This window comes from Oceaniradius stylonematis (genome assembly GCF_003149475.2).
Lineage (GTDB): Bacteria > Pseudomonadota > Alphaproteobacteria > Rhizobiales > Rhizobiaceae > Roseitalea > Roseitalea stylonematis.
The window spans coordinates 428,871-441,431 of sequence record NZ_QFWV02000007.1; the positions used below are offsets into that span (position 1 = coordinate 428,871).

Here is a 12,561-nt window from a genome sequence, read left to right on the forward strand (position 1 = left end):
AACGCGATCGAGCCTGAAAGCTCACATCGCGTGATCCTGTTTGAACATGGCCATGATGAGAACGTCGTCCCAGCGGCCGTCGATGAAGTAATGGCTCCTCATGTCGCCTTCTTTGACAAAGCCGAGCTTCTCGTAGAGGCGGCACGCGTCAGCGTTCGACTTGTTGACGTGAACATAGATCTTGCGCAGGTTCAGATCGTCAAATCCGAATTTCAAGATCTCGTTCATCGCGGATTTGCCCAATCCCTTGCCGCGCTCTTGCGGATTGCCAATGTAGATGCCGAGCGCGGCATGGCGGTGGATCGGATCGATCCGATCGAGTTGGGCAATGCCCGCCAGGCCGCCAGCGTCATTCTGGATTGCAAACAACGCCTTGGTCGGCGGTGCTTTGACGACGTTGGCGTCATACCAGGCGCGATCCATTTCCATGCTGACGGGAAAACGGAAACCGTGCGTGTCGTTTCGGAGCGCCCGATTGCCACGCCATGAATTCAGTGTTACGAGGTCGCCCACTTCCAATGGTCTTAGCGTCCCCATCCGTGTGCCTCGGCTATGTCAGACTCATTCAGGCGTCACGCTACAGCCCAAGGTGACACCTGTCCTGATATCGAACTGAGCATCGTTATTCCAGTCTACAACAATGCTGGAACACTCGAGGAGCTGATTGCACGCGTGTCGGCGGCATGCAATGACGTCGATGGTGCCTCCGAGATCATTCTGGTCGATGACGGCAGCAGGGACGACAGCTGGCCGATCGTTGCAGGCTCGGAGAGTCCCCATGTCCGCGCGCTGCGCCTGTCGCGCAATTTCGGCCAGCAAGCCGCATTGAAGGCGGGATTTGCCGAAGCGACTGGCCGATACGTCATCATGATGGACGCCGACCTTGAAGACGATCCGGCGATGATTCCAGTCATCCACCGCGAGCTTCGGGGACCGGTCGACATCTGTTACACCGCCTATCCGGACAAGAACAAACGCAACGCCCGGCGGACGTCCCGGCTTTTCCACCGCGCCGTGGCATCGATCGCCAAGGCCGACCATACACCCAACATCGCAACAATGCGCGGGTTCAGCCGAAAAGTGCTCGACGCAATCCTAAGATACCGCGAGCGCAGACCGGTCTACGGTCCGCTGATGGTCGGAATGGGTTTTCCATCAACGACCATTGAGGTGGAAATGCCCGACCGAAAGGGGATAAACTCAAACTACAATCTGGCCAAGCGGGTGCGCTTGGCGATGGATTATCTCGTAGGATACACGAACCTGCCGGCCGTCTTCTTCATGGTAGCCAGCGGTATCTCGTTCCTTGCGACAACCGCATACTCGGCCTCGATCATCATTCAGTATCTGATCATGGGTAACCAACTTCCACCCGGCATTTCGTTGCTTATGGTTGTCATACTTTTGCTTTTCTCGATGCTTTTTTTCGGCATTGGAATAGTTGGCCTTTACCTGCATCGCCTACTCGACGAGAGTCTCGACAGACCTCTTTATCTGATCGCCGAACGCAAGCAGAGCACGGCCTGCGCGCCGGTCGATATCCAATCCAAAGGGGACCTTCATGTCCGACGTGATTGACGCGAACATTGCCGTGCACAGTGCACTCGCCGAAACCTACAATACTGACGAGCCGCATTTCAGGCCGGAGAACAAGGCCAAAGTCTCGAAGCGTTTGGCCGAGCTACAGGCGATGACCGGCGGCGACAGACTCCTCGATCTCGGCTGCGGAACGGGCTTCATCATCGATCTCGCACGTCCATACTTCAACGAGATTCACGGAATCGATATCACTCCGGCCATGCTGTCGCAGGTCGACGCCGACGGCCACGACATTACGATTCATCAGGGTCAGGTTGAACAGTTGCCATTCGACGACGGTTCGTTCGATGCAGCCTCCGCCTATTCGTTTCTCGACCATCTCGAAGACACTTCGAAGATGGTTGCAGAGGCCGCCAGAGTGCTGCGCCCGGGCGGCGCTCTCTACATCGATCTGGTGCCCAACAGGTTCTACTGGACCCGGATTGGTGATGCCACTTTGCATCCTCAGTTCGAGTTGTCGGCGTTCGCGCGGCGCGAGTTCGACATGGTGACCGAAAACGACAAACGGATCGAGGAGAAGTACGGTGTCGACGCCACCACGTTCCGGAAGGCGGAACCGGCAAAGGAGGCCCGGGGTGTCGATCCGTTTGCCTTCAAGGAAGTGGCGTTGGCCAACGGGTTTGCAGGCTGCGATATCCGGTTTGACTGGTTCTTGGGCAACGCCAAGGTCCTGCACCAGCAATCGGTCGAGGACGCCGCCATCATCGACCGCTATCTTCAAGAAAGTCTGCCGTATTCGCTCGATCTGTTCAAATACGTTTGGTTCGTTCTGAAGAAGGAAGCCCGAAGTGACGATTGAAGACCTGCCGCCGAAGATGGAAGAGTATTTTCGCGAAGGCNGCGGCTCAGGACCGGGCCTGGGGGGACAACCCGCATTACATCGATGCCGGCATGGTTCACAATCCGATGGTGCATGATCCGGTGTTTCTCGAGATCTTCTCCAATGACCGCATCAACGGCTTCCTCGAAGCCGCCCTCGACGAACATTGCATCTTGTACGCCTGCACGAGTTCGAGCATGCCGCCCCACGGCACGAACTACTCGGGGCGGATACATGTGGATTGTCCCAGGGTGATCCCGGGCTACCCGACCAATATCGGGTTTCTCATCGCGTTCGATGATTTCACCCGGGAGAACGGCGCGACCTATTTTCTGCCGCGATCATTCGAACGGACCGATCCGCCGGACGATGCCGAGTTCTTCGACAACGCCGCGCGGCCGCTGCCGCGTGCCGGAGACGCCATCCTGTTCAATGCGCGGACATGGCACATGGGTGGCCAGAACAAAACCGATCGCTATCGCCACGCCTTTACGATGAATGTCTGTCGATCCTACATGCGCCAGCGTTTCGATTATCCGCGGCTGCTCGGAGAGGGCTTGCTGGAGACACTGGACGAGCGGGCTCTCAAGCGTCTGGGCTACCGGGTGCGCGTGCCGGTCGATCTGGATGAGTACTATGTGCCGCCGGAGCAGAGACTGTACCTGGGTGGGCAAGGCTAGGTGATCAGCGCAATGCAACAGCTGCCCTGCGGCCGATGATGAATTACCTCATCCTGATCATCGCCGTGTTTTTGATTTCCGGCGTGCAAATCGTCATCAAGCTCCGGCTGTCCGCCGTGCATGGTGAATTGCCTTCTTCAGGCGCTGCGCTCCCTGCATTTTTTTCCGGTGCGCTGCGCGATCCGTGGCTCTGGCTTGCCGGCATCGCTTTGCTGACAGCTGCCTATCTGTGGTATTTTGCAGTATCCCGCATGTCGCTCGGCGTCGCCTTCACCTTTGCATCACTGAGCTATCCCATGGTCATGGCTGGAAGCTATGCGTTCCTGGGCGAGCAATTCAGTGGCTACCAGTATGCCGGATGTGCCCTGATCATTGTCGGCGTTTGGCTGATTGCCGCCTGAAGAAGCGCCAACGGCAATCCGGCAGCGATCACCGGTGGCGGAATGTGAACACCATGGGCGTGACCAGGCGCGCCGGGGCGAACTTCAGCAAACCCAGAAGGCCGGTGGCCGAAAGCGCTCTATAGATGGCCATGACGATCCCGCTGCGGTGTCGCCGGGCAAACGCTTCATCGGTGCCCAGCCTCGATACGGCATCATAGAGCGTACCCGGCTGGAACGTGACGACGGCTCCGTTGTCGCGCGCCATGCGCCTGACTTTGGCACTCGTGACAAAATTGAGCGTCTCCCAAACGTCGGGCTCAGCTTCGATCTTGTTGGCGAAGACGCGCCGGCTTAGCCGAGGCGCAAACGGTATCAGCGGGATCGAGTAGTGCGGCTCGTAGGGAAAGGTGTAGTTGGGGCAGGTGTTCACGCAAAGGCCTTCTGGCGCGAGGACACCGATCATCGCGGCAATAGCGTCCTCAAGCGCGGCGATGTGCTCGATTACGTTAATCGAAAAGATGAAATCGAAGGTCCCGTCCACTTCGGTGTCCAGCGTTTCTGCTCCGCGCTCCAGCAGACGCGGCAAGACGGCACGCTTTTTGTCCCAGATGACCGACTTGGTCGCCTCAAAGATGTCGAAGGACGGAGCGCCTGGTTCGAGTGCCGTGACGTCGTGGCCCTTCGACTGAAGATAGATCGAGATGAGGCCAAGCCCTGCGCCGACTTCGAGAATGCGTTGTCGACGCCTCGGCAAATGCTCAGCGACGAACGCAAATCCGTGACGCATCTCGGTCAGGTATCGATCGAGCGAGGCCGAGACCTCCTCTGCGTCACCGCCGGATACCGCATGGACCGCCGCCGCAAACTGCGGGCTCTCATACTGCTCAAGAAAGGCATCGAATTCGCATTCGGTACCGATCCAGTCTTTGTTTTTACGCGGCGCTTCGGTCACTCAGGCAATCCTTCCGCGCGCCCGACGCGCGTTGCGAACCGGCTCGACCACAGCTATGGCGGCCATGGCGCCTAGCCCCTCGATCCGCGCAGGATGCAGTGCGAATAGGGCACCCGCATCAGGTCGGTGACGATTTCGGTCTGTATCTGGCCAAATGCCGGGTCCATCAGGCCGCGGTACCCAGCCTCCGTTCGAATGTTGCGCCCGCTGTCGCAAAATTTGAGCAGCTTGGCGATCGGATTCTGTCGCGGGTGGTAGACGGGCTCCAGGCCGATGAAATGACCTGTCGGGGTGAGCAAGGTTGCGATCCGTTGCATAACGCGATCAGCGATTTCATCGTCTAGGTGATGGAGTATCCCGATCCCCACGACGATGTCGAAGAGTGAGTCGTTCGGAATTGTGGCGGGGTCGTTCAGGTCGCCACATATGAAGCGGGTCGTCTCTCGTCCGAAATTCCGTTTCGCCAGCTCGATGTGAGCCGGATTCCAATCCACGCCCAGATAGGCGCGCGCAGAGGCGAGGTAGGGCGCCCAGGTTCCCGGCCCGCAGCCGACCTCAAGAACCGATTTCCCTTCCGCATCCGCGAACAGCCGCCGGGCAACGCCAATCCGGGCCTGCGGCCCGCCGAGCGCACGCTGAATGGCATCGTAGACCGCTGGAATGGTCACGATGCGATGCAGGCCTCTTGTCCACTCGGCCATGCTGTACCGACCTCCGATCGAGCGTTGCGCCGCCTATTATCCATTCGCGTCACCCCGGTCCACACGTAATTGTTTCGGTACGGTCCGGCGGGCGCAATGAACCCCTTGTTGCACATTGGTAATTTGCGTCAGATCGGCTAAGGACGCTTCGTCGCCGGCTTCGGCTTGGCCCAGAACGAAGTTTCAGGAGCGGGATCAGTTGCAATGACAGGAGAGCGCCGCGACGCGGTATCGCGACCGGCTCGCAAAGGCATCGTGCTTGCCGGCGGCTACGGCAGCCGGCTGTTCCCGTTGACGTTCGGCGTTTCCAAGCAATTGATGCCCATCTATGACAAGCCGCTCATTTATTATCCGATCGCCACGCAGATCATGGCGGGTGTGCGCGAGATCCTCTTCATCACCACGCCGGAGGACCGTGCTGCCTTCCAGCGACTGCTCGGGGACGGATCGCAATGGGGCATGGCGTTCAGCTATGCCGTACAGGATCATCCGCGCGGATTGGCCGATGCCTATCGCATTGGCCGCAGTTTCCTCAACGGCGCCCCAAGTGTGTTGATCCTAGGCGACAACATCTTCTTCGGGCATGGCCTGCAGGCGCTGCTCGACGAAGCGGCCGGGCAGCCCGGCGCAACCGTGTTTGCCAGCATGGTTAGCGATCCCTCCCGGTTCGGCGTTGTAGAGATCGACGCCGCGCAGCGGCCGGTCACGATCGAAGAAAAGCCCGTCGCGCCGCGTTCCCGTTGGGCCATCACCGGCCTCTATTTCATGGACGGTCGCGCGTGCGATATTGCCGATGAGGTCGAGCCGTCGGCGCGTGGTGAGATCGAGATCGTGTCCGTCCTGCAGCGCTATCTCGATGAGAACAGCCTGTCGGTGGAAAGGCTGCACCGCGGCTTTGCCTGGCTTGATGCCGGGACCCATGAGAGCCTTCACCAAGCCGGCGAATTCGTGAAGACCCTGCAGAATCGGCAGGGCCTTTTGGTTTCGTCACCGGAAGAACTCGCCTATCGCCACGGCTTGATATCACTGGACGGACTGGCTGAACTCGCTGACCGGCAGAAACAATCGTCCTATGGCGCCGCTCTGGCAGACCTGGTGGCCCACGAGCAGGGAAATGGCTGAGATCCCCTTCACCAGGCCGCATCTCACCGGCGGTGAACTGGCCTCGATCGCCGAGGCTATTGACGGGCGCAGGCTCGGTGGAGCGGGTCGCTTTACCCAAACGTGCGAATCGTGGCTGGAAAGGCGCCTCGGGTGCGCCCGGGTTAGCCTCACCCACTCCTGCACCGCCGCGCTCGAGATGGCCGCGCTTCTCATCGGGATCGAGCCGGGCGACGAGGTGATCATGCCGTCCTATACGTTCTCGTCCACGGCCAACGCGGTGGTCCTGCGAGGGGCAACGCCGGTCTTCGCCGACTGTGTATCCGACACCATGAACATTGACGTCGACGACATAGAAGCGCTGATTACGCCGGCCACCAAGGCGATCATGCCGGTGCACTATGCGGGCCGGCCGCCGGATATGGACCGCATCAACGCGATTGCCGACGCACATGGGCTGATCGTTATCGAAGACGCGGCCCAGTCGCTGGGGTCGACGTACAAAGGCGCCCCGGCCGGAACCCACTCGCATTTGGCCGCAATCAGCTTTCATGAAACCAAGAACGTCGTCTCCGGCGAAGGCGGCGCTCTGATCATCAGTGATCCGTGCTATGTCGAGCGCGCCGCCATACTGCGCGAAAAAGGAACCAACAGGGCCGCCTTCATGGACGGGTTGGTCGACAAATACACCTGGGTCGATGTTGGCTCCTCCTACCTTCCTTCGGAGTTGGTGGCAGCGTTTCTCGCGCAGCAGTTAGAGGCAACGGATTCGATCACCAAGGATCGGCTGAGATTGTGGAGGGCCTATCGCGACGCCCTGGGAGAGGCGGCGGACACGCACGGCTTGATTCTTCCAGCTCGGATCGACGCGGACGCTGTGCCAAACGGCCATATCTTCCACGTCCTGCTGGCAAACGCGGACCAGCGTGCGCCGTTCCTGAACCGGATGAAAGAGCACGGAATTCAATGCAGTTTTCACTATGTGCCGTTGCACACGGCGCCAGCCGGAAAGCGGTTCGGGCGGGCGCCGTTGGGTTGCCCGACAACGGAAGACGCGGCAGCCCGTCTGGTCCGCCTGCCACTTTTTGCCGGGATGGGTGAGGCGGAGTCGGGCCGGGTCGTTGAGGCCACGCTAGAAACGCTCAAAGAAATCGGCGCATGAGTTCGGCACATTCACCAATGCGGCTTATCGTGACAGGCGGTGCCGGCTTCATCGGCTCCGCCGTCTGCCGGCATTTCGTCGCCGCCGGGCATCAGGTGCTCAACGTCGACAAGCTCACCTATGCGGCGAATCTGGACAGCCTGCGCTCGATCGCCAACAGGCCGAACTACCGGTTCGAGCATCACGACATTTGCGACAAACAAGCCATGTCGGCGCTCTTTGCGGAGTTCCGGCCGAACGCCGTCATGCATCTTGCTGCGGAAAGCCACGTCGATCGGTCGATCGACGCGCCGTCGGTCTTCATCGAAACGAACGTCGCTGGCACGGTGAACCTGCTGGAAGTTGCACTCGACTATTGGACCGGCGTCGGCCGCCCTTCCGATTTCCGTTTCCACCATGTCTCGACGGACGAGGTCTATGGCGATCTGCCGCTCGATGGCGGCAAGTTCACTGAGTCGACGCCCTACAACCCTTCATCGCCTTACTCCGCCTCCAAGGCGGCGAGCGACTTCATGGTAACAAGCTGGTACCGGACATACGGCTTGCCGGTGGTCATCTCGAATTGCTCCAACAATTACGGCCCGTTCCAGAACCCCGAAAAGCTCATACCGCACATGATCGTCAAGGCGCTTGCCGGTCAACATCTGCCCGTCTATGGGACGGGTTCGAATGTGCGCGACTGGCTGCACGTCGACGACCACGTTGCGGCGCTGGAGCGCGTGCTAACCGCCGGCCAGGTCGCAGAACGCTACAATGTCGGGGGCTGCAACGAATGGAAGAACATCGATGTCGTGCGGCTGATTTGCCGGTTGCTGGACGAACGGCGGCCCCGGTCGGATGGCCGCAGCTACGCCGATCAGATCGCCTTCGTGAACGATCGGCCGGGTCACGATCTGCGCTATGCGATCGACGCGCAGAAGGTCGCCGATGAGTTAGGTTGGTCGCCGTCGTACGATTTCGAGAGCGGCTTGGCGCAGACAGTCGAATGGTATCTGAGCAATGAATGGTGGTGGTCGGGCAATGGCTGAAGGAGCACAGCCGACGATCTATCGCGTTGGCCGGTTCAACGTGAGCGCGCGGCGGGTCGCAGAGGCCGCTGGCCTTTCGGTGACATTCATCTCCTTCGGCGTCATCCTCGCCATGTTCGTCCTCAATTTCGGCAAGGGCGTCGGATTGACCGACGAGGCGTTCTATCTCCTTCTGGCCCGGTATCCTGAGGCCGCTGCATTCTCGGTGACGGGGTTCGGTTACTTCACGGGCATTTTGCTCGATTTTGCCGGCGGATCGCTGTTCTGGTTCCGCTTGTTCGGCGTCGGCGTACTGCTGTCCTGCGCGGCCGTTTTTGCCGTTGGGCTCGAAGCCTATCTGGGCGGCAAAGCGCGGTTTGAGTCAGGCATGGTTTTGCGGTTTGGCGCAGTTTTGACCTTCTCGCTGACCTACTACTTCGCCTGGATTGTGACACCGTCATACAATTGGCTCACCCTGGTTTCACTGCTGGCGGCGACCGGGAGCACCTACCTGGCCGCAGCAAGCGACAACCGGGCCAGTCGTATCGCGTGGTTGCTGCTTGTTGGCCTTGGCGGGGCCGTCGCCTTCATCTCGAANTTTCCTGGCAACGATCCTGCCGGCCGCCGTATCGGTTCTGGTGCTGACCGGCTTCATTTTGGTTGAGGGTGGGCTCGCGGCCACGATCACCAAGGCGGCCAATGGCCTGGATCTTGTGGCCACCCTCGGCGGTGGCCACGCTGTGTCGCTGGCCGAGTACCTGACACCGAACCGGACAGTTGTCGGCTTTCTAGGCCCCGTCTTGGTGCTTGTTGCAGTCTTTGCGATTGCGGGGCGTCTCGGCGTTCGATTGCCGCCATGGATCATCAGTTATCCCGCCGCGATCCTGCTTGTTGCAGCGGCGGCGGTATTCGCAGCGCAAGGCTATTTCAACGGCGGCGAAATTGGGTATCGACGTTTCACTGTGCCGGTCATCCTGATGGCGGCCGGGGGCTGGCTGGCCGCGGCAGCGTCCCGGTTTCTTTCTGCCGAACCCAACGACTCCAAACGGTTTGCCCGGTACCTCATTGCCTCCGGTTTCGGCGTCTCGGTCATGATCGCTTTTGCCATCGGTTCGGCGGTTCCTCTTGTGACGAACATGGCAGGCATCCTCGTGATACCTGCGGCCTTGCTCGTGCAAGGGGCCTATTTCGTCGACCGTTCCGCAGCCGGAGCCTTTCTGGCAACCTCTGCCAGCGTCATGTGCCTTGTTGCCACATACATGTTGTACACGGCACTCCAGGATCCGTTCGTGGTGACAAGACCGATGGATGAACAGACCGAAACGGTTGAGCTGTTCGGCAAACCACACAGGGTTGATCCGGTGCTCGCAACGACGATTTCCGATCTGAAGCGGCAGGCGGACGCCGCTGGCTGGCAGCCTGGCACACCGCTGATCAACCTGACCGGTAACTCGCCGTTGACGACTGTCCTGTTGGATGGGCGTTTTGTTTCCGGCTCATGGTTGCTCGGCGGTTTTCCGGGGTCTGCAGAGTTCGCGCAAAAAGCACTCTCGTTCGTTGATCCGGAGTTGGTGCGCCAAGCCTGGCTTGTCGTGACCCCCGTTGGGGAGCGGCCGATCTCGCCGGAAATCGTTAAGCAGTTCGGCATGCGCTTTCCCGAGGACTATGAGCGCGTCGGGGAAGCCGTCATGGAATTCAAGGCCGTACCGGTTCAAGGCATCGAACGATGGACCGAGACACAGGTCTTGTGGAAGCCCAAGCCTGTCACCGACCAGACCGGCCGATGACAAGGATCGCGATCGTCCAGTCCGCCTACATTCCATGGCGTGGCTATTTCGACATGATCGGCTCGGTGGATGCGTTCATCCTCTACGACGATGTGCAGTACACCACGGGCGATTGGAGAAACCGGAACAGGATCAGGACCAGCAACGGACCGAAGTGGCTGACGCTGCCGGTCCAGAAGAAGCACCGACTGCAACGCCGCATCTGCGATGTGGAGGTTTCCGATGCCGGCTGGGGCGGGGACCATTGGAACAAGCTGGAGCAGAGCTACCGGAAGGCCCCGGCGTTCGAGGAGACGGCCAGATGGTTGAGACCGCTCTACGAAACCGAAGAGACCAATCTGTCGCGGATCAACTGCAGTTTCTTGACCGCGATATGCAGCTTTCTCGGGATCAAGACGCCGCTTGGCTGGTCGTGGGACTATGAAAAGTCAGGTGACAGATCGGAACGTGTCCTCGCGCTGTGCCGGGCGGCGGGCGCCGACACGTATGTCAGCGGACCGGCGGCCAAGGGCTATCTTGACGTCGGATTGTTCGAATCCGCCGGCGTGAGCGTAGAGTGGTTTTCCTATGATCGGCTTGAGCCCTATCCGCAAATCCACGGCGGCTTTGAGCAGGCGGTGTCCATTGTCGACCTGTTGTTCAATTGCGGGCCCCAAGCGCGTGACCACCTACCCAGCCTGCGCCGGACAGAAGTCTAGCCAGCTTGCGCGGCTCCCGCCTGCGATGCGACCAGAGCCATCCATGGTCTGGCGCGGTAAGGGCCCGGAGCGCTAGCTCCAACTGGATACCGAAGCAATCAGGCCCGTATCGGGGTCGATCCGCGCGATGCCGGGGGCAAGGGCGGGGCAGGCCAGCTGGAACCGGTTGCCGGCACTCGGCACATAGACGTCCAGCGTCGCCGGAATGTAGCCGAAGCTGGTGCGCGGCGGCTGCAGGTCCTGGATCATCACCGCCTGCCACCCGTCGGCCGGATCGAGCCGCACCGCGCCCGGTTGCGGCGCCCCGCCGACATGGATCGTCTGGCCCGCGGCCTTCCGGAACAGGATTGGGGCATCGAGCGCCCGCAGATAGCCGTGGAAGGTCATCGCCGGCATCCGGATCATCTGCGCGTTGAAGAACGCTTCATATCCCGTCACGCCGTCATGGCTGAAGGGCCCCGCCGTTCCCGCGCCCGCCGCGATCTCGGCCACCCAGAACTCGTTGCCATAGCGCCGGTAGCTGCCGGGCTCCCGGATCTGCGCGATCAGCTCGGCGACCGATGCGGTCAGCGATCCGGCGGATCCGCCATGGTCCGTATTGTTGTGAATGAACTTGCCGTGGCCGGTCACCGTCGCGCCGTTGTAGAGCGTCAGATAGCTCGGAAAGACGAACCCGCCGACCGTCACGCCCGTCTGGCCGTTGCCGGCCATCCGCCCGCTGTCCTGATAGAGGTTCACGACCATGTCGGATGGCAGGTTCGTGGCGGGAAAGGAAACGGCGCCCGTCTGGCGGTCGATCGTCAGCGCATCGACGAAATTGGTGCCGTCGGCGCTGACCTTGAAGGCGAAATCGTCGCTGCCGGTCAGGCCCATCTCGGCCCGTCCCGACCAGCCGGACTGGAAGACGAGACTTGCCGTGTCCGCGGTTTGCGCCTTGTTGATGACCATCCGGTGGTCGCCCGCACTGTCGTGGGAAAAAAGGCTCGCATCGGAGCCGACCGCGAGCCGGTTGACGCTGTCGGCCGTGGCGTTGATGCCCAATTGGTCCGGATTGCCCGGCAGCCCGCCCGAACCGGCATGCTGCTGCCAGTCGCTGCCGTCAAAGTGGAGCCAGCCGGTTTCGCCCGTGCACCAGGCGGTCCATCCCTCGGCGGGGGCGTAGAACGCCCATGTGCCGTCCTGGAAGGCGGCAACGGCGCCGTCCCGGCCTTCCCATGCGCCGGTCGCCGGCGCCGCGACGATGTGGCGGTCGCCATCGGCGGGCGCGGGCGGCGGCTCGGTCCGCGTCCGGTCGATGACCGCCAGACGCGTCAGGCAGTCGAGCCTGCGGATCGCTTCATTGTGCGTCACGTGGGACTGCGCCTGAAGCGGCATGATGTAGGGCAGGGCGAGGTTGGGGCTGGTTTGCATGGCTTGGCTCTCTGGCTGGAGGTCCCGCCATGGTAACCGCGCCCGATCGCCGGTTGGATAAGTCCGGGTTGCCGCGCCTGGCGACCCGATCGCCGCCTCGCCTCGCCGGCCCTTGCGCATATGCTGACAAAGCCTTATGTGCCGCGCTCGTACAGGGGCGAGGCCCGCAAAATTGGACGGACAGGACACCGAAAATGGCCAAGGAAAAGTTTGAGCGCAACAAGCCGCATGTGAACATTGGCACGATTGGTCACGTTGACC

14 protein-coding genes are annotated in these 12,561 nt (G+C 60.9%); 10 read left to right on the top strand and 4 right to left on the bottom strand.

Annotation, left to right across the window (positions count from 1 at the left end; all coding sequences use genetic code 11):
• Window positions 1-21 precede the first annotated feature (21 nt).
• Window positions 22-537: a GNAT family N-acetyltransferase gene (locus DEM25_RS18445; protein ID WP_109769070.1), complete on the bottom strand. Its 516-nt coding sequence runs from the start codon at window positions 535-537 to the stop codon at window positions 22-24.
• A 15-nt stretch (window positions 538-552) separates the two neighbouring features.
• Between DEM25_RS18445 and DEM25_RS13115 the strand changes: the two genes are divergently transcribed.
• The 4 genes from DEM25_RS13115 to DEM25_RS13130 all read left to right on the top strand — a co-directional run bounded on the left by DEM25_RS13115 (window position 553) and on the right by DEM25_RS13130 (window position 3,500).
• Window positions 553-1,578, top strand: a complete 1,026-nt coding sequence (locus DEM25_RS13115) for a glycosyltransferase family 2 protein (protein ID WP_109769072.1) — start codon at window positions 553-555, stop codon at window positions 1,576-1,578.
• Window positions 1,562-2,398 (top strand): class I SAM-dependent methyltransferase, encoded by an 837-nt coding sequence (locus DEM25_RS13120; RefSeq protein WP_109769074.1) that lies wholly within the window; start codon window positions 1,562-1,564, stop codon window positions 2,396-2,398. Before DEM25_RS13115 ends, DEM25_RS13120 begins: the two co-directional genes overlap by 17 nt.
• A complete protein-coding gene (locus tag DEM25_RS13125; RefSeq protein ID WP_120222744.1) occupies window positions 2,395-3,099 on the top strand; it encodes a phytanoyl-CoA dioxygenase family protein in 705 nt (234 codons plus the stop codon). Before DEM25_RS13120 ends, DEM25_RS13125 begins: the two co-directional genes overlap by 4 nt.
• A 38-nt stretch (window positions 3,100-3,137) precedes the next feature.
• Complete coding sequence (locus tag DEM25_RS13130; protein ID WP_109769077.1) at window positions 3,138-3,500, top strand: EamA family transporter; 363 nt, start codon at window positions 3,138-3,140, stop codon at window positions 3,498-3,500.
• 28 nt (window positions 3,501-3,528) lie between these two features.
• On the opposite strand, the gene DEM25_RS13135 is transcribed toward DEM25_RS13130, so the two are convergent.
• Both DEM25_RS13135 and DEM25_RS13140 read right to left on the bottom strand, forming a co-directional pair.
• Window positions 3,529-4,434 (bottom strand): class I SAM-dependent methyltransferase, encoded by a 906-nt coding sequence (locus DEM25_RS13135; RefSeq protein ID WP_109769078.1) that lies wholly within the window; start codon window positions 4,432-4,434, stop codon window positions 3,529-3,531.
• Between the two features lie 71 nt (window positions 4,435-4,505).
• A complete protein-coding gene (locus DEM25_RS13140; protein WP_109769080.1) occupies window positions 4,506-5,135 on the bottom strand; it encodes a class I SAM-dependent methyltransferase in 630 nt (209 codons plus the stop codon).
• A 204-nt stretch (window positions 5,136-5,339) separates the two neighbouring features.
• Here DEM25_RS13140 and rfbA point away from each other — a divergent pair, with 204 nt between their 5' ends.
• From rfbA to DEM25_RS13170, 5 genes are all read left to right on the top strand, one after another.
• Window positions 5,340-6,257 carry a glucose-1-phosphate thymidylyltransferase RfbA gene (gene rfbA / locus DEM25_RS13145; RefSeq protein ID WP_109769082.1) on the top strand — a complete coding sequence of 306 codons (918 nt, stop codon included), beginning with the start codon at window positions 5,340-5,342 and terminating at the stop codon, window positions 6,255-6,257.
• Complete coding sequence (rffA, locus tag DEM25_RS13150; protein ID WP_109769083.1) at window positions 6,250-7,398, top strand: dTDP-4-amino-4,6-dideoxygalactose transaminase; 1,149 nt, start codon at window positions 6,250-6,252, stop codon at window positions 7,396-7,398. Before rfbA ends, rffA begins: the two co-directional genes overlap by 8 nt.
• A gap of 17 nt (window positions 7,399-7,415) precedes the next feature.
• The gene (rfbB, locus tag DEM25_RS13155; RefSeq protein ID WP_109769085.1) at window positions 7,416-8,426 is read left to right on the top strand and encodes a dTDP-glucose 4,6-dehydratase; all 1,011 of its coding nucleotides are present in this window, start codon (window positions 7,416-7,418) and stop codon (window positions 8,424-8,426) included.
• A gap of 617 nt (window positions 8,427-9,043) precedes the next feature.
• Complete coding sequence (locus DEM25_RS13165) at window positions 9,044-10,192, top strand: hypothetical protein (RefSeq protein WP_147393323.1); 1,149 nt, start codon at window positions 9,044-9,046, stop codon at window positions 10,190-10,192.
• Window positions 10,189-10,890 carry a WbqC family protein gene (locus tag DEM25_RS13170; RefSeq protein ID WP_109769087.1) on the top strand — a complete coding sequence of 234 codons (702 nt, stop codon included), beginning with the start codon at window positions 10,189-10,191 and terminating at the stop codon, window positions 10,888-10,890. The genes DEM25_RS13165 and DEM25_RS13170 overlap by 4 nt, the downstream gene beginning before the upstream one ends.
• 72 nt (window positions 10,891-10,962) lie before the next feature.
• On the opposite strand, the gene DEM25_RS13175 is transcribed toward DEM25_RS13170, so the two are convergent.
• Window positions 10,963-12,300 carry a DUF2793 domain-containing protein gene (locus DEM25_RS13175; protein ID WP_158585264.1) on the bottom strand — a complete coding sequence of 446 codons (1,338 nt, stop codon included), beginning with the start codon at window positions 12,298-12,300 and terminating at the stop codon, window positions 10,963-10,965.
• Window positions 12,301-12,329: 29 nt separating this feature from the next.
• Here DEM25_RS13175 and DEM25_RS18020 point away from each other — a divergent pair.
• The coding region (locus tag DEM25_RS18020; protein ID WP_500797125.1) for a hypothetical protein at window positions 12,330-12,561 on the top strand (232 nt) is incomplete at its 3' end.